The sequence below is a fragment of the Pseudomonas sp. LLC-1 genome, assembly GCF_002992185.1.
In the GTDB taxonomy this organism is placed as follows: Bacteria; Pseudomonadota; Gammaproteobacteria; order Pseudomonadales; family Pseudomonadaceae; genus Aquipseudomonas; species Aquipseudomonas monteilii.
Map to the genome: position 1 here is coordinate 75,345 of NZ_LUVY01000007.1, position 25,093 is coordinate 100,437.

Genomic DNA, 25,093 nt, shown 5'->3' on the forward strand with positions numbered 1-25,093 from the left:
ATGCGCAGCCTGATCCTCGGTGGCGCCCGCTCCGGCAAGAGCCGCCTCGCCGAACAGCTGGCCAGTGCCAGTGGCCTGCCGGTGACCTACATTGCCACCAGCCAGCCGCTGGACGGTGAAATGAACGAACGTGTGTTGCTGCACCGTCAGCGCCGCCCGGACGACTGGGGGCTGATCGAAGAACCCTTGGCCCTGGCCGCAGTACTGCGTGCTGAAGCAGCCGAAGGGCGCTGCCTGCTGGTGGATTGCCTGACGTTGTGGTTGACCAACCTGCTGATGCTTGAAGATGACCAGCGCCTGGCCGAGGAACGAGATGCCTTGTTGGCCTGCCTTGAGCAGTTGCCTGGCACCCTGATCCTGGTCAGTAACGAAACCGGCCTGGGCGTCGTGCCCATGGGCGAGCTGACCCGGCGTTATGTCGACCTGGCCGGCTGGCTTCACCAGGCCGTGGCCGAACGTTGTCAGCGTGTGGTGCTGACCGTGGCCGGCCTGCCCTTAATGCTTAAAGGACCTGCACTATGACACAAGCCTGGTGGCGTGATGCCTGCCAACCTCTCGACAACGCCGCCATGGACCAGGCCCGCGCCCGTCAGCAGCAGCTGACCAAGCCTGCCGGTTCGCTTGGCCAGCTTGAGGGTCTGGCCATTCAGCTGGCCGGCCTGCAAGGGCGTGAAAGGCCGGTGCTGGATAAGGCCGCCATCACCGTTTTTGCCGGTGACCACGGTGTGGTCGAGGAGGGTATCTCAGCTTACCCTCAAGCGGTGACCGGGCAGATGCTGCGCAACTTCGTAGGGGGTGGTGCAGCGATCAGCGTGCTGGCGCGCGAGCTGCAGGCCAGCCTCGAAGTGGTCGACCTGGGCACCATCGACCCTGATCTGGCGTTGCCGGGCGTGCACCACTTGCGCCTTGGGGCCGGTACGGCCAACTTCGCTCGCCAGCCGGCAATGACCGAAGGCCAACTGCAAGCGGCTTTGCAGGCGGGCCGCGACAGCGCGCTGCGTGCTGCCGAACGGGGTGCGCAGCTGTTCATTGGTGGCGAGATGGGAATAGGCAACACCACGGCCGCCTCCGCCTTGGCCAGCGTGCTGATGGGCTGCCCGCCTGCTGAGCTGAGCGGCCCTGGCACGGGCCTGGACAGCGCGGGTGTGCGGCACAAGGCCGAAGTCATTGAGCACGCCCTGCGCTTGCACAAGTTGCAGGCTGCGGACCCGCTGCAAGCCTTGGGTAGCGTCGGTGGCTTTGAGATCGCTGCGTTGGCGGGCGCCTACATCGGTTGTGCGCAGGCGGGTATCGCCGTACTGGTGGATGGCTTCATCTGTAGCGTTGCCGCGTTGGCGGCGGTGCGCCTTAATCCGCAGTGCCGCGCGTGGTTGCTGTTCGCTCACCAAGGGGCGGAACCCGGGCACAAGGCGTTGCTCGAGGCATTGCAGGCCGAACCGCTGCTGGCGCTGGGCCTTCGTTTGGGCGAGGGCAGTGGTGCTGCGCTGGCCGTGCCACTGCTGCGCCTCGCCTGCGCGCTGCACGGGCAGATGGCGACGTTCGCCGAAGCTGCGGTGGCGGACCGCCCGGCATGATCCTCGACTTGTTGCGCCATGGCGAAACCGAACAGGGCGGCTTGCGCGGCAGCCTTGACGATGCGTTGACTGACAAGGGCTGGGCGCAGATGCGTGGTGCCGTGGCCGGGGCGGAGCCTTGGGAGGTGCTGGTCAGCTCGCCGCTGCAGCGCTGCGCCCGCTTTGCCGATGACCTGGGGGCGCAGTTGAATCTGCCGGTGCAACGAGAACCCGGCCTTCAGGAGCTGCATTTTGGCGACTGGGAGGGCCGAAGCGCCGCGCAGATCATGGAAGACCAGGCGGATGCTCTGGGTCGGTTCTGGGAGAACCCTTACGCCTTTACGCCGCCCAATGGCGAGCCAGTCGAGGCGTTTGCCGAGCGTGTGCTGGCTGCTGTCGAGCGGCTGAGCCGTCAGCATGCTGGCAAGCGTGTGCTGCTGGTCACCCATGGTGGTGTGATGCGGCTATTGCTGGCCCGAGCCCGTGGCTTGCCGAGGGCGCAGCTGCTGCAGGTTGAAGTGGGGCATGGTGCGCTGGTGCGGCTGGTACCGGGTGTCGATGGCCAGTGGGTCGAGGCGTGCTGAGATGTTGCCATTCTGGATTGCCTTGCAGTTTCTCAGCAGCCTGCCCGTGAGCCTGCCAGGCATGCCGGCACCGCGTGAAATGGGGCGTTCGCTGCTGTTCTACCCGCTGGTCGGGTTGCTGTTCGGCTTACTGCTGTGGCTGGCCAGCCATCTGCTGCAAGGTACGCCAGCACCGCTGCATGCCGCTTTGCTACTGACGTTGTGGGTGTTGCTCAGTGGTGCCTTGCACCTGGATGGCCTGGCTGACAGTGCTGACGCCTGGCTGGGTGGCTTCGGCGACCGTGAACGCACCTTGCAGATCATGAAAGACCCGCGCAGCGGGCCGATTGCCGTGGTCACCCTGGTGTTGGTGCTGTTGCTGAAATTCTGCGCCTTGTGGGTGCTGGTAGAGCAGGGCATCGGAGCGCAATTGCTACTGGCGCCCTTGATTGGTCGGGCGGCGATGTTGGGTCTGTTCCTGGGTACCCCCTACGTGCGCTCGGGTGGCCTGGGCCAAGCCCTGGCCGATCATCTGCCGCGCCGTGAGGCCTCTTGGGCTTTGCTGGGCAGTGCGGTCATGTGCCTGGTCGCAGGTGGCTGGAGCGTGTGCTGGATACTGTTGCTGGCACTCGCTGTGTTTGCAGGGTTGCGGCAACTGATGTGCCGGCGCCTTGGCGGAACCACCGGGGATACCGCTGGCGCGATGCTGGAGTTGCTTGAGCTTGCTGTGGTGCTGGGTTTGGCCGTGGGGCTCTGAGCGATCGGTTGCTGTCACCTCGAAGGCGAAATTTCTTGCAACACCTATGACGCGGGTATATACACGTATCCATGCTGACCAGTGAATGCATCTGTACCCATCTACGTCGCGCTGCCCGTGGGGTGAGCCGGCATTACGACGAAGCGCTTGCCGGCTTCGGGGTCAATGTCGCCCAGTTTTCCCTGTTACGCCATCTGCAGCGGCTTGACCGCCCCAGCATCACGACCCTGGCCGAAGCGATGGGCCTGGAGCGCAGCACCTTGGGCCGCAACCTACGGGTGCTTGAGGCCGAGGGGCTGTTGGCCCTGGTGGATGGCGATGACCAGCGCAATCGCGTGGTGCTGCTGACCGAAGCGGGTAAGCAGCTATTGTGTGACGCCCATCCCGCCTGGGAGCAGGCTCAAACGGAGCTGGTGGAGCGACTGGGGGCAGGGCAGCGGGATGAGCTGGTGCGTTTGCTGGGCCAACTGGCCTGAATTGATACGACTATAAGCGGGTATATACCCGCAACAACCTTGCGATGTGCTGGAGATAACGACAATGACTTCGGTGTGGCGAACCAGCGGTTGGGTATTGGTGGGGGCGGCGTTGATCCTGGCGCTTTCCTTGGGTGTGCGCCATGGCTTTGGCCTGTTCCTGGCGCCGATGAGCGCCGATTTTGGCTGGGGGCGTGAGGTGTTCGCCTTTGCCATCGCCTTGCAGAACTTGATCTGGGGGCTGGCCCAACCCTTCGCCGGAGCCTTGGCCGACCGCCTGGGGGCCGCGCGGGTGGTGATCATCGGCGGTATTCTCTATGCCGTCGGTTTGATCCTGATGGGCATGGCCGATTCGGCCTGGTCGTTGTCGCTCAGTGCCGGCTTGCTGATCGGCATCGGCCTGTCCGGTACGTCGTTCTCGGTCATCCTTGGCGTGGTCGGGCGTGCTGTGCCTGCCGAGAAGCGCAGTATGGCGATGGGGATCGCCAGCGCTGCCGGTTCGTTTGGCCAGTTCGCCATGCTGCCCGGCACCTTGGGCCTGATCCAGTGGTTGGGTTGGTCGGCGGCGTTGCTGGTGTTGGGCCTGATGGTGGCGTTTATCGTGCCCTTCGTCGGCCTGCTGCGCGACCGTCCGCTGCCCAGCCATGGCGCGGAGCAGACACTGGGCCAGGCACTGCGCGAGGCGTGCTCGCATTCCGGCTTCTGGTTGCTGGCGCTGGGCTTTTTCGTCTGCGGCTTCCAGGTGGTGTTCATTGGTGTACACCTGCCGGCCTATCTGGTGGACCAGCACCTGGCTGCGACCACCGGTACCACGGCGCTGGCGTTGGTCGGCCTGTTCAATATCGTGGGTACTTTTACCGCTGGCTGGCTGGGTGGCCGCATGTCCAAGCCGCGCCTGCTGACCGGGCTTTACTTGCTACGTGCGGTGGTGATCCTGCTGTTCCTGTGGGCGCCGGTGAGCGAGTTCAGTGCTTACCTGTTCGGCATCGCCATGGGGCTGCTGTGGCTGTCCACAGTGCCGTTGACCAATGGCACCGTGGCGACGGTGTTCGGGGTACGTAACCTGTCCATGCTCGGCGGTATTGTCTTCCTGTTCCACCAGCTGGGCGCCTTCCTCGGTGGCTGGTTGGGTGGGGTGGTGTATGACCGCACTGGCAGCTACGACCTGGTCTGGCAGATTTCCATCCTGCTCAGCCTGCTGGCTGCCGCCCTTAACTGGCCGGTGCGCGAGCGTCCGGTTGCCCGCTTGCAGGCCCAGGCCGCATGAACCGCTACCTGGCCCGTGGGCTGCTGGCCCTTGCTGCTTTGGCGCTGTTGGCGCTGGTGTGGTGGGGCTGGCATCAGGGAGGGATGGCGTTGATGCAACTGGGCATGGGTGTTTGTTAGGCGCTACCCTGCAAGCTCAAGGATTGTCTTGCGGGAGTAACGAATCATGCGTGCACATTGGTTGATGGTGCCGGTGCTGGCCCTGCTTGCCAGCACATCGAGCTGGGCTGCCGATTGCCCGGCCGTGTTGCAGGGTAGCCTGCCGGAATTGCGTGGGAAGGGTCAGGTCGACCTGTGCCAGCGTTTTGCGGGCAAGCCGCTGGTGGTGGTCAACACCGCCAGCTATTGCGGTTTTGCGCCGCAGTTCGAGGGGCTTGAGGCGACGTACAAGGAGTATCACGAGCAAGGGCTGGAAATGCTGGGCGTGCCGTCCAATGACTTCAAGCAGGAAGACGCCGACAGCGAGAAGACCGCCAAGGTTTGCTATGCCAACTACGGTGTCACCTTCACCATGACCAAGACGCAGCCGGTACGGGGCAAGGATGCGATACCACTGTTCGCTGAGTTGGCCAGCCAGAGCAGTGCGCCGAAGTGGAATTTCTACAAATACGTGGTGGACCGTAAGGGTAAGGTGATTGGCAATTTCTCTAGCCTGACCAAGCCGGATGACCCGGCGTTCAGGGCTGCTATCGAAAAGGCCATCGCTTCGCAGCAGTGATGCGGTTTTCTGACTGTGCTTGATGTTGAGGGCTGATAGCGAAAAGCGAAAACGTGCTGGTTCTTGTATTGCGCAAGGTCCATTTGCTTTGGCGACGCGGATTCACCTTTTCGCCCTTACGGCGAGTCACTTTTTGTCAAACGCGACAAAAAGTACCAAAAAACGCTGCGCTCCCGTCATCCGGCCCCTGCGCTGCGCTCCGGGGTTCCCTCACTCCGGCCTTGCTCCCGGGAGGACCGCGCTGCAGGCCCCATCCTGGGGCCCAGCGCTTGACGGGCATTCATGCCCGTCACCTCCCTCCGCAAGGCCTGCGTTCGGCCTCCTGAAGTCGCGAAGATCAAGATCAAGATCAAGATCAAGATCAAGATCAAGATCAAGATCAAGATCAAGATCAACGTCAAGAGCGGGGAGTGCGTCTGGTTCTCGGGCTACTTCAATTCGCATGCACCGTAATCGCCACCAGCCTTACCACCACCGGCCTCACCATCAACACACATACAAACGCCACCGGCATTGCCAATTGATAGGCCTTCAGCACATTGCTCAGGTACTCCGGGTTAACCCCGGCATTGGCCGCAGTGATCACGAAGCACATCAGCAGTGCCATGATCGACGACATGTAAAAAGCGAAAACGTAAGGCGTGGCGCCCGGGTGTAATTTGCGTCGGCTGCGCGACTGGGACAGGTTGCTCATGCGAACTCCTGAAAGGTGAGTGGAGGCGCAGGTTAGCAATGCATCCTCCTGCACCTGTAGACCCGCAGGATTGAGTTCTTTATAAAGAGATTCTTACGAATCCAAGGGCTCACATGGACCTGCTCAACGCCATCCGCAGTTTCATCAAGGTTGTCGAAGCCGGCAGCATTGCCGCTGGTGCCCGCAATCTGGGGCTCAGCCCGGCAGCAGTCAGCCAGAACCTGGCTCGGCTGGAGAGCCACTTGCAGGTGCGACTGCTCAGCCGTACCACACGCAGCATGGCTGTGACCCCCGCTGGCGCCCAGTATTACGAGCGTGTGAAGCACATCGAGCGTGACCTGGCGCTGGCCGAACAGGCGGTCACCACCCCGGACAGCGAGCCCCAGGGGCGGCTGTGCATTGCCTCGACTTCCGCCTTCGGTCGCCACGTGCTGGCGCCGCTGATACCTGCCTTCAGTGCCCGCTACCCATTGCTTTCGATAGAGTTGATAACGACTGATCGCCGGGTGAACCATGCCCGTGAAGACGTCGACGTGAGCCTGCGGATTGCCCCTCAGCTGGAAGACCAGCTAATGGCCCGGCACATTGCCCGTATCCCGTTCATCTGCTGCGCCTCACCCGGTTACCTGCAAAGCGCCGGCGTACCCGTCACGCCTGAGGCCCTGCGCGAGCACCGCTGCCTGGTGTTTCGCTATCCGGTGGACGGGCGCTTTCTGCGTTGGGGCTTCATGCGCGACGGCCTGCGCTTCGAGGCGGAATTCGGCAGCGTATTGATCAGCGATGACATCGATGCCCTGACCCAGATGGCCCTGCACGACGGTGGCATCACCCGCCTGGCCGAGTTCATCGTGCGGCCACACCTGGCCTCCGGCGCGCTGGTGCCCTTGTTTGAATACAGCGACAACGGCCAAGCCTACGCCCAGACCGAGCCAATGGATATCTACCTGTGCCTGGCTGACCGTTTCGCCATGACCACCAAGGTACGTGTGTTCATGGATTATCTGCGCGAGTGCCTGGGTGACAGTTGGCAGGTGCAGGCATGAAAAAACCGCCACGAGGGCGGTTTTTTGTGTGGCGCGTACGAATCAGAAGCGGTAGGTGAGCGAAGCACCGATACCGTGGGCGCTGTTCTCGTACTTGGCCTGGTAGCTGCCTTTGGTTGCGCTTACCTGATTGACCTTGGTGTCTTCTTCCCACAGGTAGGAATAGGCCACGTCGATGGTCATGTCGTCGTTCGGGCTCCAGCCGGCACCCAGGCTGAACACTTTGCGGTCGCCGGTCGGGATGCGTGGCGAGCGGTCGTGGTTGTTGGTCGGCGACTGGTCGACGGTGAAGCCGGTACGCAGTACCCACTCCTTGTTGACCTTGTACGACGCACCAATGGCGTGGGCCCAGGTGTCATGCCAGTTCTGTTCTTCGGTGATGGTCTGGAACGCCGAACCTGCCAGTGGGGCCGGCACATCGTTCTGCACGGTGATGTCTTTCAGGCGGCTCCAGCGGGTCCAGGTGCTACCTGCGTACAGGGTCCACTGGTCGTCCAGCTCATGGGTAACCGAAAGGTCGACAGACTCGGGCGTCTTGATCTTCAGGCTGGCGTCGAACTTGTTGCCGTTGAATGGCCCGATCAGCGGCGTGCTGACGCGGGTCTTGCCTTCGAGTTTGTAGTCGACCATCGAGTGGTAGGTAAGGCCGACGCGGGTGCGGTCGGTGGCTTGTACCAGGATGCCGATGTTGTAGCCAACGGCGGTATCGTCGCCCTTGATCTTCACTTCGCCATCGTTACGGCCAGGCGTGAACGGGTTGATCAGGCTTGAGCCCAGCTCACCCTTGATGCGGTTGATGGTAGGGCCGAAGCCGATCGAGACCTTGTCGTTGAAGGCATAGCTGACAGTCGGCTGGAAGGTGACAACCTCGACGTGGCTCTTCTTGCCCCAGTAGCGTGCGGCGTCATCGCTGCCGTAGTCGGTTACCAGGCCGAAGGGTACGTAAACACCGAAACCGACGCTCCAGTGGTCGTCGATCGGCTTGACGTAGTAACCCATCGGTACGCCAACGAAAGGCACCATGTCACCATCGGTTTCCCCCCCGAGGTTGCTGCCCCGGCCCGAGATATCGGACTTGGCGATGACGGCAGCGCCGCCCACGGTGAATTGTTCGCGTTTGAGGCGGGACATGCCTGCCGGGTTGCCAAACACGGTGCTGGCATCTTCGGCAGAAGAAGAACGTCCCGCGAAACCTGTCCCCATGCTGCTGATGCTCTGTTCGTTGAGCGCGAAGCCGCTGGCGAGCAGTTGGCTGGAAGCAAGAGCAACGGCTACGCCGAGGGAGGTTTTGAGCATTACTTTTTTCATTATTAGAAAACTCCTTGGGATCTCCGGGGCGAAAAGCTACCAACAAATCACGCGCCGCGCCATAGCCTCAATCGCAGAAGATAGAGCGGTTTTGTAGGACAATCCGACCAAAATTCCCTTTTTCCGGTAATGTTGTAGGACGTGTCTTAAGATGCCTGTGGCAATCTCTGATCTATGCAGGTGTGCCAGGCTGAGGTGAAGTCGCGCAGGCGACCTTGGGGGTTGAATACCTGTCGCCAGATGCGTGCCAGCGCCAACAGGTCATCTGCGGCGGGCAGCGTTGTGGCCTGTTCTTCGACGAGCATCCAGGCAATGGCGGTGGAGTAGCGCAGGTTGACGGTGAGCTCCAGGTGCGGCCCGCCAAGGAAGGCGTGCTGGCTGGCCAGGCCGCGGACCAGGCTGGCCAGGTCGGGATCACGGGCCAGGTAGTCGTCCCAGAGCGCCTGATGGCGGTGTTCGCCAATGCGGTAAAGGCCGTGCCCACGTCGGTCGTGCAGAGCGGACCCGAGTGCCGATTGGCTGGCGGCGATGCCCAGCAACAAGGCCTCGGCGCTGGCGCAGTGACGGTTCAGGTAGACCAGGGTGGGTCGGATCACATACTGACACAATTCATTCGCCGCGATACCCATGATGCCCTCGAGCAGATAAGGGCCGGACGGGCGCTGGAGCTTGGCAGCTGGTGAATGATCAGGCCCGCCGGAAGCGGCAAGGACCGCTCGAGTTGAAGTGTAGTGTGATAATCGTGGTGTAAAGAGCTGTTTTTAAATCGTTTGCTGCCTGACGTACCGGGCTATATGCCCTAAGGCAATTACGCCGGGAACGTTCAGGCAGACTGGCGATGGGGAGATTCAGCGCTTGAATACCGCAGTATTCGCCGCTCACGCGGTAAGCGATTGGCGAGTACGGGCAATGACCGCCTGCAGCGGCTCGCTACGGCTGTACTGTTCAGGGTACAGGCGCTCGGTGTGGCAGGCGACGCCGTGTTCGTCTACCAGGGTGAAGCTGAAGCTGCCCTTGCGTGGGGCAACGATAAGGCACTTCAACGGCGAGAAGGCCTGGGAGAGGGTGCCAATGGCAGCCTGAATTTGATGATGAGTATGCATATTGTTGGAGGTTCCTGCTTTAAACACGGGGGTTATGATCCGTGCATGATAGAAACGTTCCAGTGACGCCTTTATTAAGGGACGAACGAACCTGACTGGAACAGGGCAGCCAGAGGGGGCGCAATCAAAGGTGGGCGCTTGGGCTGACTGGTAGGTACTTCGGAAGGCAGGCAGCACGCCGGGGCCAAGGTTCTAGGCCGTCGGGGTGGAATCCTGATCAATCTGTCACGTGATTCGTGCTTGAGCAGCCTGAGGCTGGCGAGGGAATCATCGATTGGGCCGGTCCTGCTTTCAGCAGCGCCACTCTTGGGAGGAGGGGGTTGCAAGGACGCTTGCGGCCAGAATTGACTTTCAGCTTGGTACTAACGAGGCGCACCTTACTGGAAATTCAGGCGCTTGGCAAGCACTACGTTCGTTCAGGTTAGCCGCGCAGTATGGCGCGTATTTGCGTTGCTGTGAAGAGGGGGCAAATGGCCCGTATCCAGGCTGATGTGCCCATTTCGTGCACTCGAATGGAGGTTTATGGTGCACTTGTTCACATTCGGGGCAGTGGTTGTAACAGCCCGGCAACACGCATCGACAGCCTCGCCAATGCCTTGACTGCGCGGTTAAGTCAATGAAAAAAAACACTATTTTTAGCTGGTGAAAAAATCGTCAGTTTGACACAAAGCCCCAATTCACGGGGCTTTGAGGGGTGTGCAAGGGGGTTGTCCACCGAGTTATCCACAGGAACTGTGGATTGTCCCGAGCGCTTGCTCTAGGACGGGCGTGCTAGCAAAGGCGTGAACTGTCCGACAATCGACATGCCTCGACAGACTGCTTGGTCATCCCCTCGAAAACGTCAAGAAAAGATCATTTAAATTTTTTTCAATTCTCCAGAAATCGACAGGCCGGGGCGGAAAAAAAAGAGTAGAGTGGCGCGCCTTTCGAGTTGCCAAACCTGTTACTCATGAAGTTCCGCAGCAAACACCTCGCCAGCCCCGCGGCATCGACGCCTCCCCCCAAACGCTTTTCGCTTAAAGTTGCCTTGTGGTTGCTCGACAGCCCGCGCCTGGGTGACAAGCCCCAGGTCAAGCACTTGGCCGGGCGCCTGCTGAAACAGCCGGCGCGCCAGGGCGTGGTGGTCGCACAAAGCCGCCTGGGGCAGATGCTGTGCCGTGATTGCGGCAATGCCCGTGACCGGCGGATTGGCCATGAACTGCTGCGTCAGGCCGCCCGTGCCGGGGATCGTCGGGCGCAACTGGAGTACGCGCGGTTGTGCCAGCACAGCGAGCCTGAGCAGGCGCGGTACTGGCTGGAACTGGCGGCGGGGCAGGGGTCACAGGAGGCGCGGCGGTTGCTGCGCCAGTGGTTCTCGGGCTGAGCACTCGGGCTGCAACAGGCAACACGCCCGCCGGGCTGATAAGCTGCGCATCAATCATCCAGGATCGTTCGGGGTAAGCATGACAGTGGATCTGGCCAGCATTCTGCTGGGCTTGGTGGCAGGCGCGTTACCTTGCCTGGGGTGGGTCATGCAGGTGCAGCGCCGTCAGGGCGCGCGGCAAGGTGAGCAGGCGTTGCTTGAAGAACGCCTCAACGCCGCCCAGCTGGCACAGGCTGGCCTGCAAGCGCAGCTGGAGGCCAGCCGCGACGAAGTCAGCGACCTCAGCGAAGCCAACACCGTCAAGCAGACCCAACTGGCCGCCCAGGGCCGTGAGCTGGAACTGTTGCAAGTCGACCGCGACAATGCCCGCGATGCCGCCCACGCCTGGAGCCTGGAGCGCGCCAACCGGGAGGCCGAACTGCGCCGCCTGGAGGCCCAGACCGCACGCCTGGAGGCCGAGCTGCGCGAGCAGCAGGAAAGCCATCAGCAGCGCCTCGAAGACCTGCAGGAAGCTCGCGATACCCTGCGTGCCCAGTTCGCCGACATGGCCACCAAGATCTTCGACGAGCGCGAGCAGCGCTTCGCCCAGACCAGCCAGCAGCATCTGGGCCAGTTGCTCGACCCGCTCAAGGAGCGTATTCATGCCTTCGAAAAGCGCGTGGAAGAAAGCTACCAGCAAGAGGCCCGCGAGCGCTTCTCGCTAGGCAAGGAGCTGGAGCGCCTGCAACAGCTCAACCTGCGCTTGTCGGACGAGGCCACCAACCTCACTCAGGCCTTGAAGGGCCAGAAAACCCAAGGCAACTGGGGTGAGCTGATTCTTGAGCGGGTGCTGGAGCATGCGGGCCTGGAAAAGGGCCGCGAGTACCAGACCCAGGTCAGCCTGAAGAGTGCTGACGGCGAGCGTTTTCAGCCCGATGTGCTGATCATGCTGCCCGGCGACAAGCAGGTGGTGGTGGACGCCAAAGTCAGCCTCACGGCGTACCAGCAGTTCGTCGCCGGCAACGACGAGGCCGCGCTCAAGCAGCACGTGCAGTCGCTGCGCAGCCACGTCAAAGGCCTGTCGAGCAAGGATTACAATCGCCTCGAAGGCCTGCACAGCCTGGATTTCGTGCTGCTGTTCGTGCCCATCGAGGCGGCCTTCTCGGCAGCCTTGCAGGCTGAGCCCAACCTGTTCCAGGAAGCATTCGACCGGCAGATCGTGATTGTCAGCCCCACCACCTTGCTGGCGACCCTGCGGGTAATCGACAGCCTGTGGAAACAGGAGCGTCAAGGCCAGAACGCCCGCGAAATTGCCGAGCGCGCCGGTTGGCTGTACGACAAGTTCGTGTTGTTCATCCAGGACCTGGACGAGCTGGGCAGCCGCCTGCAGCAGGTGGACAAGGCCTATGCCGCTGCCCGCAACAAATTGTGCGAAGGGCGCGGCAACCTGGTCAGCCGCAGCGAACAGCTGAAACTGCTGGGCGCCCGTGCCAGCAAGAGCCTGCCGGCAGACTTGCTGGAGCGGGCGCTGTCCGACGAGGTGCCGGATGCAGCGGTTACTGAACCAGGCTCAGATGGCGGTTGAGCATGGCGCGCAGGGCCGCCGGCTTGACCGGCTTGGCCAGGTAGTCCAGGCCTGATGCATGCACCATGGCGATGGTTTCCTTGCTGCCGTCGGCACTGATCACCACCCCCGGCACCGGTTCACCCAGGCGCGCGCGTAGCCAGCCCATCAGCCCGATGCCGGTCTCGCCGTCATCCAGGTGGTAGTCCACCAATGCCAGGTGCGGGCGCATGCCCTTGGCCAGCAGGGCCTCGCATTCGGCCTGGTTACGCGCGGTCCATACCTGGCAACCCCATCGGCTGAGCAGGCTGTTCATGCCGATCAGGATGCTGTCTTCGTTGTCCACGCACAGCACCTGCAGCCCGGCCAGCGGTTGGCCACCCTGTTCCACCGGGGCGCTCGGCGCCGGTGCCGGCTGGCGGGCAATCGGCACGCAGACCCGGAACACCGTGCCTTTGCCCGGCCATGAGCGCACTTCCAGCGGGTGCCCCAGCACCCGGCACAGGCCGTCGGCAATCGCCAGGCCCAGGCCAAGGCCTTTTTCGGCGCGGGTCTGGTGGCTGTCCAGGCGTTTGAACTCCTGGAAGATCACCTGCAGCTTGTCGTCGGCAATGCCCGGCCCGCGGTCCCACACTTCCAGCCACAGGCGTTCGCCCTGGCGGCGCGCGCCCAGCAGGATCGGGCTCTTGCCATAACGCAGGGCATTGGTGAGGAAGTTCTGCAGTACCCGCCGCAGCAGCTTCATGTCGCTGTCCACCCGCAGGCGGCTGCCACGCAGGCGGAACTCCAGGCCTTTCTCGGCCGCCAGTACCTTGAATTCTGCCCCCAGGGTGTCGAACAGTTCGTTGAGGGCAAAGGGCTTGGCGTCCGGGGTGATCTTGCCGTTTTCCAGGCGCGAGATGTCCAGCAGGTCGCTGATCAGCTCTTCGGCCGAGCGCAGCGAACTGTCCATGTGCTGCACCAACTGCTGGGCCTCTTCGTTCATGCCCTCGGCCTGCTGCGACAAGGCGGCGGAGAACAGCCGGGCGGCGTTCAGCGGCTGCATCAGGTCATGGCTGACCGCAGCCAGGAAGCGGGTCTTGGACTGGCTCACCGCTTCGGCATGGCTCTTGGCTTCCGACAGCGCCTGGTTGAGCTGCGACAGCTCTTGGGTGCGCTCTGCCACCCTTTGCTCCAAACCTTCGTTGGAATCGCGCAGCGCCTGCTCGGCTTCGCGGAACGGGGTGATGTCGGTGAAGCTCATGACGAAGCCGCCGCCTGGCATCGGGTTGCCGATCAGCTCGATCACCCGGCCATTGGGGAACAGTCGTTCTGAGGAATGCGCGCGGCCCTGGCGCATCCAGTGCAGGCGCCGCGCCACATGCACCTGCGCTTCGCCCGGGCCGCACAGACCGCGCTCGGCGTTGTAGCGGATGATGTCGGCAATGGGCCGGCCCACGCTGATCAGGCCGTCGGGGTAGTTGAACAGCTCCAGGTATCGCCGGTTCCAGGCCACCAGGTGCAGGTTCTGGTCGACCACGCTGATGCCCTGGTTGATGTTCTCGATGGCGCCTTGCAGCAGGGCGCGGTTGAACTGCAGCACTTCGCTGGCTTCGTCGGCGATGCGCACCACATCTTCCAGCTGCATGTCGCGGCCTTCGATGGCGGCCTTGACCACGGCGCGGGTCGACGAGGTGCCCAGTACCCCGGCCAGCAGGCGTTCAGTGTGCTCGATCCAGTCGCCGTCGGCGTTCTGGTTGGGGTTGAAGCCCTTGCCCTGGCGGTAGGCGAAGCGGATGAAACTCTGGCGTGCACGCTCGTCACCCACAAAGCGCGAGGCGAGGGTCAGCAGGTCGTCGATCTGCACCGCCAGCAGCGGCTTGCTGCTGGGCCGCGCGGTTTGCTGGCCAATGAAGCGGCCGGCCTGCCAGTGCTCGGACACCCGCGTGCGCGAAAGCACCGAGACCCAGGCAAACAGGGTGAAGTTGCCCGCCAGTGACAACACCACGCCCTGGGTCAGCGGGCTGATTGGCAGGTTCAGCGGGTTGCCGTGCAGCCACGCCAGCCCCGGGAACAGTTGCAGCGACCAGCCGAGGCTATGGGCGGCAATCGGCAGCACCAGGGTGTAGAACCACAGGAAGATACCCGCGGCCAGGCCGGCGAACACGCCGCGGCGGTTGGCCTGCTTCCAGTACAGCGCACCAAGCATGGCCGGGGTGAGCTGGGTCACGGCGGCGAAGGCGATCTGGCCGATGGTCGCAAGGCTCGCGGTGGACCCCAGCAATCGGTAGCTGACGTAGGCCAGCAACAGGATCACCACGATGGTTACCCGGCGCACCGAGAGCATCCAGTGGCGGAACGCCTCGAACGGCCGCTCGGCGTTGTTGCGGCGCAGCAGCCAGGGCAGCAGCATGTCGTTGGACACCATGGTAGACAGCGCTACGGCTTCGACGATGACCATGCCGGTGGCCGCCGAAGCGCCGCCAATGAACGCCAACAGGGCCAGGCTCGGGTGCGCCTCGGCCAGTGGCAGGCTGATGACGAACGAGTCGGAAATCACCGTGCCCGGCAGCAACATCTGCCCCGCCAGGGCAATTGGCACCACGAACAGCGCGGCCAGTGCCAGGTACATCGGGAACACCCAGCGCGCCAGGCGCATGTCCTGGGGTTCGATGTTCTCTACCACGGTGACATGGAACTGCCGCGGCAGGCAGATGATCGCCATCATCGCCACGGCGGTTTGCACCACCATTGATGGCCAGTTGATGGTCTCCTGCCAATAGTCCTGCAAGTGGATCGACTGGCGGGCCTGGCTGAACAGGTCGTCGAAGCCGTCATACAGGTTGAAGACGATGAAAATGCCCACCGCGAGGAAGGCCAGCAGCTTGATCAGCGATTCGAAGGCAATCGCCAACACCATGCCGCGGTGGTGTTCGGTCACATCCAGGCTGCGCGTACCGAACACAATGGCGAACAGCGCCAGCACCAGCGACACCACCAGTGCGGTGTCCTGCACGCGGGTGCCGGTGGCATCGGCGTTGGCGCCGATCAGCAGGTTCACGCCCAGCACGATGCCTTTGAGCTGCAAGGCGATGTATGGCAGCACACCGACCAGGCAGATCAGCGCCACCACTACCGCCAGGGATTGCGACTTGCCGTAGCGGGCGGCGATGAAGTCGGCGATCGAGGTGATGTTCTGCTGCTTGCTGATCAGCACCATCTTCTGCAGCACCCAGGGCGCGAAGATCAGCAGCAATACAGGGCCCAGGTAGATCGGCAGGAACGCCCAGAGCTGTTCGGCAGCCTGGCCGACCGCACCGAAGAAGGTCCAGCTGGTGCAGTACACGGCCAGTGACAGGCTGTACACCCAGGCACGCAGTTTCGGCGGCAACGGCGTGCTGCGGCGGTCGCCATAGAAGGCGATGGCGAACATGACGGCCATATAGGCCAGGGCGACCACGGCGATCAGCCCGCTGGACAACGACATGAAGACTCCGAAGCAAAAAAGATAACGCGGTCCCGATCAATCAGTCTGGCACGCAGGTGCCGCTTCGTCAGCGCAGACGATGGTTGTAGGCGTGAGCTTGCTCGCGATTGACCTGAAACAACACATCAATCTTTTCGGGTACCCAACCCGTAAAACACCCCCGCCAGTATCACCGACAATACCAACAGGTAGAAGATCGCCCCCGGCCACAGGTGTACCAGGGCAAACCCCACCATCACCGGCCCCAGTGCCGCGCCAAGGTTGGACAGGTTCTGCGCGCCGTAATACACCCCGCGCAAGTGCTCCGGCGCAATCAGGTCGATGAACATGTACTCGGCGGGGATCACGATGATTTCGCCCAGGGTGAACACCAGCATCGCCAGGCACCATGCCAGCACCGAGCCTGCCGACGCAAAGCCCAGCAGCCCGGCGATGAACAGGGCCATGCCGGCCAGCAACCAGGGCATCAGGCGCTGGCGGCTGATACGCCGGCCAATCAGGTACTGCAGGGCAATCACCGTTACGGCGTTGGTGGTCACCAGATAGCCCACCAGGCGCGCCGCCTCGGTCGGGCTGCTGGTGACGACCAGGTACTGCGACAGGTAGGCCGTGAACTGGCCAAACACCACCGCACTCAACACCCCGCCCAACGTGAAACACACCAGCCGGCGGTCACGCGCCAGCCCTAGCGCCACTTGGCCGAAACCCGCCGCAGGCTTGTCTGCACTTGCCTGCAGGCTGCGGTCGCCCAAGCGCCAGTAGGCCAGGCACATGGCCAGCCCAAGCAGGGCAGAGGCGATGAATGGCATGTGGTCGTTCAGCTCCAGCATGGCCACGCCCAGTAGCGGGCCGGCGGCGTAACCAACGTTGCTCAGGGTGTACTTGATGGCGAACACTTCGGCCCGTTCCTCTACCGGCAGCAGGGCGCAGAAGCCGGCCTTGGCGGCGATGTCGACCACCGCAAGGGCCAGGTTGATCAGTACCAGGCACAGGAAGAACAGCAACGCTGAACGGCTGGCGACCGCGCCGACGAAGGCCAGGGCGAACAACAGGGTGCTGGCGCTGACCAGGGTGTGGTTGCGCAAGGTGTCGACCAAGTGGCCGCCATACAGGCTCAGCAGCGAGGCGATGATCAGCGCGCCACCGATCAGCAAGCCGATCTGGCTTATCGGCAACTGGAAGTTGTCGGCCAGGTACACCACCAGGTAGGGCAGGGTAAGGGCACGGGCGACGGTGAGGGTAAAGGTGGTGAGCAGCAGCAGGCGCACGGTGTGCGGGTAGCGTTTGATGGCGGCGAGCATTGCCACGTCCTTGTTGTTCTGGTTTTCCCGGCCACAAGCATAAGCCAGGCATTGTGTCTGGCGACAGGCGGAGGATTGACAGCCCGCCACCCGCGGGGAATACTCTGGCAAAATTCATATATATGTTTAGATAACAAGACGAGAGCGAGACCCATGCACCCATTGACCGGTGATGCTCGACTGCCCCGCTACCAACAATTGCGCGACCACATGGTCGAGCAGATTGCCAATAACCGCTGGCGCCCGGGCGAGGCAATCCCGACCGAAGCGGCCCTGGCCAGCGAATTCGACATGTCGGTCGGCACCGTGCGCAAGGCCGTGGATGTGCTGGTCGCCGAAGGCGTGCTGGAACGCCAGCAGGGTCGCGGCACCTTCATCCGCCGCCCGCAGTTCCAGTCTTCGCTGTTCCGCTTCTTCCGTTTTGAGGCCGCCAATGGCGAGCGTGTGGTGCCAGAAAGCCGCATCCTGTCCATCGAGCCGCTCGCAGCGCCATCGGCGGTGGCCGAGGCCTTGGGCCTGGCGGCGGGCGCCGAAGTAATCCGCATCATCCGTACCCGTCTGCTGGGTGCCCAGCCCGTCCTGGCCGAAGAAATCTGGCTGCCGCGCCAGACCTTCCAGCCATTGCTGGACGTGGAGCTGAACAGCAAGGGGCCGCTGCTGTACCCGATCTATGAAGCACTGTGCGGCCAGGTGGTCGCCTACGCCGAAGAGACCCTGACCGCCGAAGCGGTCGACGCAGTGCATGGCCGCTTGCTGCAACTGCCAGCCGACAGCCCGGTGGTGGTGATCGAGCGTCTGGCCCGTGACTACGCCGGCAAGCCCCTGGAATGGCGCCGCTCGCGCGGCCATGCGCAGCACTTCCGCTACCGCATCGATATCCGCTAAGCCGGCCGCTTCACCCGTTTTACCCGTCTGCGCCGTGCTGCCACGGCGCAGTGGCTTCGCCTGCCCGTAACACACACGACCAAGAAGGATAAAAATCATGTTCAGCTGGTATCGCCAGATCACCTCACGGGAACGCAAGACGTTCTGGGCCTGCTTCGGCGGTTGGTCGCTCGATGCGCTGGAAGTGCAGATGTTCGGCCTGGCCATCCCCGCGCTGATCGCTGCCTTCTCCCTGACCAAGGGCGATGCCGGCCTGATCAGCGGCCTGACCCTGGTGACCTCGGCGATTGGCGGCTGGCTGGGTGGCACCTTGTCCGACCGCTACGGTCGCGTGCGTACCTTGCAATGGATGATTCTCTGGTTCTCCTTCTTCACCTTCCTTTCGGCGTTCGTCACCGGCTTCTACCCGCTGCTGTTCGTCAAGGCCATGCAAGGCTTCGGCATTGGCGGTGAATGGGCGGCTGGCGCGGTGCTGATGGCCGAAACCATCAACCCGAAATACCGTGGCAAGGTCATGGGCACGGTGCAGAGCGCCTGGGCCGTGGGTTGGGGCCTGGCGGTGGCGCTGTTCACGCTGATCTACTCGCTGGTGCCGCAGGAATTCGCCTGGCGGGTGATGTTCTTTGTCGGCTTGTTGCCATCGCTGCTGATCATCTGGGTACGCCGCAACGTGCCAGAGCCGGACAGCTTTCAGCGCCTGCAAAAAGAAAAGGCCATCCCCGCCAGCTTCCTGCAATCGATGGCTGGCATCTTCCGCCCGGAACTGCTGCGCGTGACCCTGCTCGGCGGTTTGCTCGGCCTGGGTGCCCACGGTGGCTACCACGCAGTGATGACCTGGCTGCCGACCTTCCTCAAGACCGAGCGCAACCTCTCGGTGCTGAACTCGGGCGGCTATCTGGCGGTGATCATCCTGGCGTTCTGGTGCGGTTGCGTGGTCAGCGGCCTGTTGATCGACCGCATCGGTCGGCGCAAGAACATTCTGCTGTTCGCCCTGTGCTGTGTGCTGACCGTGCAGGCTTATGTGTTCTTCCCGCTGACCAACACGCAAATGCTGTTCCTCGGCTTCCCGCTGGGCTTCTTCGCCGCCGGTATCCCGGCCAGCCTGGGCGCGTTCTTCAATGAACTGTACCCGGCCGATGTGCGCGGTGCCGGGGTGGGCTTCTGCTACAACTTCGGCCGCGTGTTGTCGGCGGTGTTTCCGTTTCTGGTCGGCCACATGAGTGAGTCGATGTCGCTGGGCAGTGCCATCGGCATCGACGCCGGTATTGCCTATGGCGTGGCGGTGATCGCTGCCCTCTGCCTGCCGGAAACCCGTGGTCGCAACCTTGAATCTGCACCTGCGCCGGAAATGGCTGGCGCTGTCACCAAGTAACTTCACCTTGTTTGTATGAGAACCATGCCCGACGCTCCTGCTTTACACCTGACCGCCATCGACACCCACGCCCACGTATTCAGCCGCGGGCTGAACCTGGCCAGCGAGCGGCGTTACGCGCCCAGCTACGATGCGCCGCTGGGCGACTATCTGGGCCAACTGCTGGCCCATGGTTTCAGCCACGGCGTGCTGGTTCAGCCCAGTTTCCTGGGGACCGACAACCGCTACCTGCTCAGCGCCCTTCAAACGGTGCCGGGGCAGTTGCGCGGGGTGGTGATGCTGGAGCAGGACGTCGAACGTGAGACGCTGGACGAGATGGCCCGGCTAGGCGTGAGGGGCGTGCGCCTGAACCTCATGGGCCAGGCGTTGCCCGACCTCACTGGTGCCCAGTGGCGGCCCTTGCTGGAGCGTATTGGCGAGCAAGGCTGGCACCTGGAGTTGCACCGCCACGTGGCGGATATTCCGGCGTTGGTGCGGGCGCTTGAGCCTTATGGGCTGGACATCGTGGTCGATCATTTCGGCCGGCCTGATGCCCGCCGTGGTCTGGGGCAACCCGGGTTTGCCGAGTTACTGACCCTGGGTGGGCGGGGCAAGGTATGGGTGAAGGTATCGGGTATTTATCGGTTGGAAGGCTCGCCGGAACAGAACCTCGCCTTCGCCCGGCAGGCGCTGTGCGCGCTGGAAGCGCATTACGGCGCCGAGCGGCTTATGTGGGGCAGTGACTGGCCGCATACCCAGCATGAGTCGGCGGTGGGTTTCAGTACGGCTTTGGAACAGTTTGAGGCCCTGGGTTGTTCGGCGGAGTTGCGCCGGGCGCTGTTGGTGGATACAGCGCGAGCGTTGTTCGGCTTCGAATGATGGGCTGTTTCTGAGGCGACCTGGTCATTGTGGGCGTGAAGGCGCTTGCCAGTGCACGCATTTCCCATGCAGATTTGTGGCCTGACGCGCCCGGCGCGCCTCCAATTGAAAAGCCCTCAGGACCAAGGACGATGAGTCACTCCTCGCAATTCACCTTGCTCGGCAAGCGGCGCTTCCTGCCGTTTTTCATCACTCAGTCACTGGGTGCCTTCAACGACAACCTGTTCAAGCAGTCGCTGATCCTGGCGATCCTGTTCAAGCTCAGCCTGGGCGACGGTGACCGTTCGATCTGGGTCAACCTGTGCGCCTTGCTGTTCATCCTGCCGTTCTTCCTGTTTTCGGCACTGGGTGGGCAGTTTGGTGAGAAGTTCGCCAAGGACGCGTTAATCCGTGCGATCAAGCTGGCCGAGATCGTGATCATGGCGATCGGTGCGCTGGGCTTTATCACCAATCACCTGACGCTGATGCTGGTGGCCCTGTTTGGCATGGGCACTCACTCGGCGCTGTTCGGCCCGGTGAAGTACTCGATCCTGCCGCAGGCCCTGCGCGAAGAAGAGCTGGTGGGCGGCAACGGGCTGGTGGAAACCGGCACCTTTCTGGCCATTCTCGCCGGCACTATCGGCGCCGGGGTGATGATGTCGGCCGACAGCTACGCCACGGTGGTGGCCGGCGGTGTCGTCGGTACCGCAGTGCTTGGCTACCTGGCCAGCCGCTGGATTCCGCGGGCTGCCGCTGCTTCGCCACACATGCCGCTGGACTGGAACATCTTCAAACAGTCGTGGGCCATCCTGCGCATGGGGCTGGGCCAGACACCCGCGGTGTCGCGTTCGATCGTGGGTAACTCGTGGTTCTGGTTCGTCGGTGCCATCTACCTCACGCAGATCCCGGCCTACGCCAAGGACTGGCTGCACGGCGACGGCACGGTGGTGACTCTGGTGCTGACACTGTTCTCGGTGGGCATTGCCCTGGGATCGCTGCTGTGTGAACGGCTTAGCGGGCGCAAGGTGGAGATCGGCCTGGTGCCGTTCGGCTCGTTCGGCCTGACCCTGTTCGGCCTGCTGTGGTGGTGGCACTCCGGCGATGTGCCGGCTGCAGCGGCCCCGCACGACTGGCTGACGCTGCTGGGCATGGGGCAGGCCTGGTGGATCCTGCTGTCGATCGTTGGCCTGGGCGTGTTCGGCGGCTTCTACATCGTGCCGCTGTATGCGCTGATCCAGGCCCGCACGGCCGAGGACCAGCGCGCGCGGGTGATCGCGGCCAACAACATCCTCAATGCCTTGTTCATGGTGGTGTCGGCGGTGCTCACCATCATCCTGCTGGGCCTGGCGGGCTTCACCATCCCGCAGCTGTTCCTGGTGGTGTCGCTGCTCAACATCGCGGTCAACGCCTACATCTTCAGGATCGTGCCCGAGTTCACCATGCGTTTCCTGATCTGGTTGCTCAGCCATTCGATGTACCGCGTGCAGCATCGCGACCTGGAGCGCATCCCCGATGAAGGTGCGGCGCTGCTGGTGTGCAACCACGTGTCGTTCGTCGATGCGCTGCTGTTGGGTGGGGCGATCCGTCGGCCGATCCGCTTTGTCATGTACTACAAGATCTACAACCTGCCGGTACTCAACTTCGTGTTCCGCACCGCTGGCGCCATCCCGATTGCCGGGCGTAACGAAGACCTGGCCACCTATGAACGGGCCTTCGCGCGCATTGCCGAGTACCTGGCCGACGGCGAGCTGGTGTGCATCTTCCCGGAAGGCAAGCTGACCGGCGATGGTGAGATCGATGTGTTCAAGGGCGGCGTCAACCGCATCCTGGAAGAAACGCCGGTGCCAGTGATTCCGCTGGCCTTGCAGGGGCTGTGGGGCAGCTTCTTCAGCCGCGACCCGGCCAAGGGCTTTTTCAAGCGCCTGTGGTCGCGGGTAACCATCGTGGCCGGCGCCGCCATCCCGGTGGAGGCAGCGCAGCCAGAAGCATTGCGCGAGCAGGTCAGCCGCTTGCGCGGCAACCTGCGTTAGGGGAGAGGGTTAGCTGGCGCTGACTTTGAGGCCGACCAGGCCGCAGACGATCAGCGCCACGCTGACCAGCCGTACCAGGGCCATGGATTCGCCGAACAGGATGATGCCGGCGATCACCGTGCCGACGGCACCCACGCCGGTCCAGATGGCATAGGCGGTGCCCAGCGGCAGCTCTTTCATGGCCAGGCCCAGCAGGCCCAGGCTGATGACCATGGCGCCAACCGTAAGCACGGTGGGAATCGGCTTGCTGAAGCCGTCGGTGTATTTCAGGCCAACGGCCCAGCCGACCTCGAACAGGCCGGCGAAGAACAGGATGATCCAGGACATTGGTGTGTCTCCATCGTTTGAATGATGGGGCCGTCCCCGGAATGGTCACGCGGTGCGTCGTGAGGTCGTCCTCACAGTGGGCAATATAGTGCCCACCTGCAGGCTTCGGGGCAAGCCTGTTCCGGCCCTATCGCCGGCAAGCCAGCTCCCACAAGTGCCCCACAGACCTCAGAACCTATGGCGTACCTGTGGGAGCTGGCTTGCCGGCGATAGGGCCAGTGCAGACAACATCAATGCCTGACCGGCTCTCCCTCATCAACCTCAGCCCCAGGCTCACCCATCCGCCGGAACCAGGTCGACAGCAGTGCCCCGGAAATATTGTGCCAAACACTGAACAACGCACTCGGCACCGCCGCCAGCGGCGAAAAGTGCGCCGCCGCCAATGCTGCCCCCAGCCCGGAGTTCTGCATGCCTACCTCCAGCGCCAGCGACTTGCGCTGGGCCAGCGGCAGCTTGCACAGCTTGCCGGTCAGGTACCCCAACAAATAGCCGAAGCTGTTGTGCAGCATCACCACCGCCATGATCAGCAAGCCGGACTCGGCGATTTTCGCCTGGCTGGCCGCTACCACGGCGCACACGATCATCACGATGCTCACCACCGACACCAGCGGCAATACTTGCACCGCTGCCTGCACCCGTGCGCCGAGCAAGCGCTGAGCCAGCACGCCGAGCACGATTGGCAGCATGACCAGTTGCAGGATCGACCAGAACATGTCCATGAAGGACACCGGCAACCAGGCCGAGGCCAGGAACCAGATCAGCGCCGGGGTCAGTAACGGGGCCAGCAGCGTGGTCACCGCAGCAATCGCCACCGCCAGCGCCAGGTCCCCGCGGGACAGCCACACCATCACGTTCGACGCCGTACCACTCGGGCAGCAGCCGACCAGGATCACGCCCACGGCAATTTCCGGTGGCAGGTGGAACAGCTGGCACAGCAGCCAGGCCATGCCCGGCATGATCACGAAGTGCGCGACCACCCCCAGCATCACCCGCCAGGGCTGACGGGCGAGGGCGGCAAAGTCGTCGAGCTTGAGGGTGAGCCCCATGCCGAACATCACCAGGCCCAGCAGCGGCACGATAGCGACCTTGAGGGCGATGAACCATTGCGGTTGCAGGAAGGCCAGCACGGCAAATACCAGCACCCACAGGGCGAAGGTATTGCCGACGAAGCGGCTGAGGGCGGCGAGGGCACGCATGGGGGCAATTCCTTTTCTATTTATAGCTTTGTGAATTTCGAGGGCCCTATCGCCGGCAAGCCAGCTCCCACAGGTACGCCACAGTGTTCAGAACCTATGGTGTACCTGTGGGAGCTGGCTTGCCGGCGATAGGGCCAGTACTGGCTGAGGACATTCCTCAGGCAGCACCGGCATTTCAAGACACATCAGACCCCTTGCGGAATCTCCTCCCCACCCAGCGCCTCGAACAGCACCGGCAGGAACTCGGCAAAGGTCATCATCATCAGCTGGAAGCTGGCATCGAACTGCTGCGCCGCCTCATCACCACCATCCTGCTCGGCCTGTTCCTGCAGCAGCTCTTCGAACTTCAGGCGCTTGATCACCATCTTGTCGTCCAGGATGAACGACAGCTTGTCCTGCCAGGCCAGGGCCAGCTGGGTCACCACTTTGCCGGTGCTCAGGTGCAGCTGGATTTCCTCGCCGGTCAGGTCCTGGCGTTTGCAGCGCACGATGCCGCCGTCTTCGGCGGTGTCGCGCAGTTCGCACTCGTCCAGCACATAGAAGCCTTCGGCGGCCTGTTGCGACTTGACCCAGTCGGTCATGGTGGCAACCGGTGCAATTTTTACCGTGGCCGGGCGTACCGGCAGCGAGCCCATCACTTCACGCAGGGTCGACAGCAGGTCTTCGGCACGCTTGGCGCTGGCCGAGTTCACCAGGATCACACCCTGGCGCGGGGCAATGGCAGCGAAGATCATCGAGCGGCGGATGAACGCGCGCGGCAGGAAGGCCTGGATGATCTCGTCCTTGATCTGGTCGCGTTCCTTTTTATAGACCTTGCGCATCTGCTCGGTCTCGATCTCTTCGACCTTTTCCTTGACCGCGTCGTTGACCACGCTGCTCGGCAGGATGCGTTCTTCCTTGCGCGCGGCAATCAGCAGGTACTCGCCGCTGACATGTACCAGGGGAGCGTCTTCGCCTTTGCCGAACGGCGCGACGAAACCATAGGTGGTCAGCTCCTGGCTGGCGCAGGGGCGGGCCGGCTTGCTGGCCAGGGCGGCTTCCAGCGCTTCAGGCTCGAACGGGACTTCCTGGGTCAGGCGGTAGGTCAGCAGGTTCTTGAACCACATGGGGGGCAACTCTCCTTAATGCATAAGGCGGGCATTATTCTCCGTGTAGTGATCTGAGACCAGCCCTGTCACAGGGCCAGCAGCGGCTTCTGCTTCAAAGAAACACCCGGCAACGCTAGGTCTTTGAAAGGCATAAGGTTTTTTTTGAAAAAAGTTAAAAAAGAGCTTGCCAGGGTGCAGGGGCGT

The 25,093-nt window shown here is 62.9% G+C and carries 25 protein-coding genes; 16 read left to right on the plus strand and 9 right to left on the minus strand.

Annotation, left to right across the window (positions count from 1 at the left end; translation table 11 throughout):
* The 9 genes from cobU (at window position 1) to A0O30_RS27825 (ending at window position 5,786) form a co-directional block, all read left to right on the plus strand.
* Window positions 1–522, plus strand: coding sequence for a bifunctional adenosylcobinamide kinase/adenosylcobinamide-phosphate guanylyltransferase (gene cobU / locus A0O30_RS06385; RefSeq protein WP_105945927.1), 522 nt, complete (start codon window positions 1–3; stop codon window positions 520–522).
* Window positions 519–1,574, plus strand: a complete 1,056-nt coding sequence (gene cobT, locus A0O30_RS06390; RefSeq protein WP_105945928.1) for a nicotinate-nucleotide--dimethylbenzimidazole phosphoribosyltransferase — start codon at window positions 519–521, stop codon at window positions 1,572–1,574. The genes cobU and cobT overlap by 4 nt, the downstream gene beginning before the upstream one ends.
* Entirely contained in the window at window positions 1,571–2,137 is a 567-nt protein-coding gene (locus A0O30_RS06395; protein ID WP_105945929.1) for a histidine phosphatase family protein, read from the plus strand. Before cobT ends, A0O30_RS06395 begins: the two co-directional genes overlap by 4 nt.
* 1 nt (window position 2,138) lies before the next feature.
* Window positions 2,139–2,873: an adenosylcobinamide-GDP ribazoletransferase gene (locus tag A0O30_RS06400; RefSeq protein WP_105945930.1), complete on the plus strand. Its 735-nt coding sequence runs from the start codon at window positions 2,139–2,141 to the stop codon at window positions 2,871–2,873.
* A 71-nt stretch (window positions 2,874–2,944) separates the two neighbouring features.
* Complete coding sequence (locus A0O30_RS06405) at window positions 2,945–3,349, plus strand: MarR family winged helix-turn-helix transcriptional regulator (protein WP_060500766.1); 405 nt, start codon at window positions 2,945–2,947, stop codon at window positions 3,347–3,349.
* A 64-nt stretch (window positions 3,350–3,413) separates the two neighbouring features.
* Window positions 3,414–4,616 (plus strand): MFS transporter, encoded by a 1,203-nt coding sequence (locus A0O30_RS06410; protein ID WP_105945931.1) that lies wholly within the window; start codon window positions 3,414–3,416, stop codon window positions 4,614–4,616.
* Window positions 4,613–4,735, plus strand: coding sequence for a hypothetical protein (locus tag A0O30_RS27940; RefSeq protein WP_016715481.1), 123 nt, complete (start codon window positions 4,613–4,615; stop codon window positions 4,733–4,735). Before A0O30_RS06410 ends, A0O30_RS27940 begins: the two co-directional genes overlap by 4 nt.
* Window positions 4,736–4,781: 46 nt before the next feature.
* The gene (locus A0O30_RS06415; protein WP_019099289.1) at window positions 4,782–5,333 is read left to right on the plus strand and encodes a glutathione peroxidase; all 552 of its coding nucleotides are present in this window, start codon (window positions 4,782–4,784) and stop codon (window positions 5,331–5,333) included.
* A gap of 282 nt (window positions 5,334–5,615) precedes the next feature.
* Window positions 5,616–5,786 (plus strand): hypothetical protein, encoded by a 171-nt coding sequence (locus tag A0O30_RS27825; RefSeq protein WP_177410254.1) that lies wholly within the window; start codon window positions 5,616–5,618, stop codon window positions 5,784–5,786.
* On the opposite strand, the gene A0O30_RS06420 is transcribed toward A0O30_RS27825, so the two are convergent.
* Window positions 5,767–6,027, minus strand: a complete 261-nt coding sequence (locus tag A0O30_RS06420) for a DUF2798 domain-containing protein (RefSeq protein ID WP_060500762.1) — start codon at window positions 6,025–6,027, stop codon at window positions 5,767–5,769. The genes A0O30_RS27825 and A0O30_RS06420 overlap by 20 nt on opposite strands.
* A 113-nt stretch (window positions 6,028–6,140) precedes the next feature.
* On the opposite strand from A0O30_RS06420, the gene A0O30_RS06425 reads away from it, so the two are divergent.
* Window positions 6,141–7,070 carry a LysR family transcriptional regulator gene (locus tag A0O30_RS06425; protein ID WP_105945932.1) on the plus strand — a complete coding sequence of 310 codons (930 nt, stop codon included), beginning with the start codon at window positions 6,141–6,143 and terminating at the stop codon, window positions 7,068–7,070.
* 42 nt (window positions 7,071–7,112) lie between these two features.
* On the opposite strand, the gene A0O30_RS06430 is transcribed toward A0O30_RS06425, so the two are convergent.
* The 3 genes from A0O30_RS06430 to A0O30_RS06440 all read right to left on the minus strand — a co-directional run bounded on the left by A0O30_RS06430 (window position 7,113) and on the right by A0O30_RS06440 (window position 9,481).
* Window positions 7,113–8,378, minus strand: coding sequence for an OmpP1/FadL family transporter (locus tag A0O30_RS06430; protein WP_016715485.1), 1,266 nt, complete (start codon window positions 8,376–8,378; stop codon window positions 7,113–7,115).
* Between the two features lie 146 nt (window positions 8,379–8,524).
* A complete protein-coding gene (locus A0O30_RS06435; RefSeq protein ID WP_060500756.1) occupies window positions 8,525–9,007 on the minus strand; it encodes a hypothetical protein in 483 nt (160 codons plus the stop codon).
* A 249-nt stretch (window positions 9,008–9,256) separates the two neighbouring features.
* On the minus strand, window positions 9,257–9,481 hold the full coding sequence (locus A0O30_RS06440; protein ID WP_016715487.1) for a hypothetical protein: 225 nt from the start codon (window positions 9,479–9,481) through the stop codon (window positions 9,257–9,259).
* Between the two features lie 949 nt (window positions 9,482–10,430).
* Between A0O30_RS06440 and A0O30_RS06445 the strand changes: the two genes are divergently transcribed.
* Window positions 10,431–10,844: a tetratricopeptide repeat protein gene (locus tag A0O30_RS06445; protein ID WP_060500754.1), complete on the plus strand. Its 414-nt coding sequence runs from the start codon at window positions 10,431–10,433 to the stop codon at window positions 10,842–10,844.
* Window positions 10,845–11,037: 193 nt separating this feature from the next.
* Window positions 11,038–12,408, plus strand: a complete 1,371-nt coding sequence (gene rmuC, locus A0O30_RS06450; RefSeq protein ID WP_164525269.1) for a DNA recombination protein RmuC — start codon at window positions 11,038–11,040, stop codon at window positions 12,406–12,408.
* Here rmuC and A0O30_RS06455 read toward each other — a convergent pair.
* Both A0O30_RS06455 and A0O30_RS06460 read right to left on the minus strand, forming a co-directional pair.
* The gene (locus A0O30_RS06455; RefSeq protein WP_105945933.1) at window positions 12,380–15,853 is read right to left on the minus strand and encodes a hybrid sensor histidine kinase/response regulator; all 3,474 of its coding nucleotides are present in this window, start codon (window positions 15,851–15,853) and stop codon (window positions 12,380–12,382) included. The two genes, rmuC and A0O30_RS06455, sit on opposite strands and share 29 nt — an antisense overlap.
* 125 nt (window positions 15,854–15,978) lie before the next feature.
* Window positions 15,979–17,154 (minus strand): MFS transporter, encoded by a 1,176-nt coding sequence (locus A0O30_RS06460; protein ID WP_105945934.1) that lies wholly within the window; start codon window positions 17,152–17,154, stop codon window positions 15,979–15,981.
* Between the two features lie 153 nt (window positions 17,155–17,307).
* On the opposite strand from A0O30_RS06460, the gene A0O30_RS06465 reads away from it, so the two are divergent.
* From A0O30_RS06465 to A0O30_RS06480, 4 genes are all read left to right on the plus strand, one after another.
* A complete protein-coding gene (locus A0O30_RS06465) occupies window positions 17,308–18,039 on the plus strand; it encodes a GntR family transcriptional regulator (RefSeq protein ID WP_105945935.1) in 732 nt (243 codons plus the stop codon).
* A gap of 97 nt (window positions 18,040–18,136) precedes the next feature.
* Window positions 18,137–19,411 (plus strand): MFS transporter, encoded by a 1,275-nt coding sequence (locus A0O30_RS06470; RefSeq protein ID WP_105945936.1) that lies wholly within the window; start codon window positions 18,137–18,139, stop codon window positions 19,409–19,411.
* Window positions 19,412–19,435: 24 nt separating this feature from the next.
* Window positions 19,436–20,269: an amidohydrolase gene (locus tag A0O30_RS06475; RefSeq protein ID WP_105945937.1), complete on the plus strand. Its 834-nt coding sequence runs from the start codon at window positions 19,436–19,438 to the stop codon at window positions 20,267–20,269.
* Between the two features lie 131 nt (window positions 20,270–20,400).
* Window positions 20,401–22,278: a 1-acyl-sn-glycerol-3-phosphate acyltransferase gene (locus tag A0O30_RS06480; protein WP_105945938.1), complete on the plus strand. Its 1,878-nt coding sequence runs from the start codon at window positions 20,401–20,403 to the stop codon at window positions 22,276–22,278.
* Window positions 22,279–22,287: 9 nt separating this feature from the next.
* On the opposite strand, the gene sugE is transcribed toward A0O30_RS06480, so the two are convergent.
* The 3 genes from sugE to rdgC all read right to left on the minus strand — a co-directional run bounded on the left by sugE (window position 22,288) and on the right by rdgC (window position 24,907).
* Complete coding sequence (gene sugE / locus A0O30_RS06485) at window positions 22,288–22,605, minus strand: quaternary ammonium compound efflux SMR transporter SugE (protein WP_012270979.1); 318 nt, start codon at window positions 22,603–22,605, stop codon at window positions 22,288–22,290.
* Window positions 22,606–22,835: 230 nt separating this feature from the next.
* A complete protein-coding gene (locus tag A0O30_RS06490) occupies window positions 22,836–23,801 on the minus strand; it encodes a bile acid:sodium symporter family protein (protein WP_105945939.1) in 966 nt (321 codons plus the stop codon).
* A gap of 185 nt (window positions 23,802–23,986) precedes the next feature.
* The gene (rdgC, locus tag A0O30_RS06495) at window positions 23,987–24,907 is read right to left on the minus strand and encodes a recombination-associated protein RdgC (protein ID WP_016715497.1); all 921 of its coding nucleotides are present in this window, start codon (window positions 24,905–24,907) and stop codon (window positions 23,987–23,989) included.
* Window positions 24,908–25,093 lie beyond the last annotated feature (186 nt).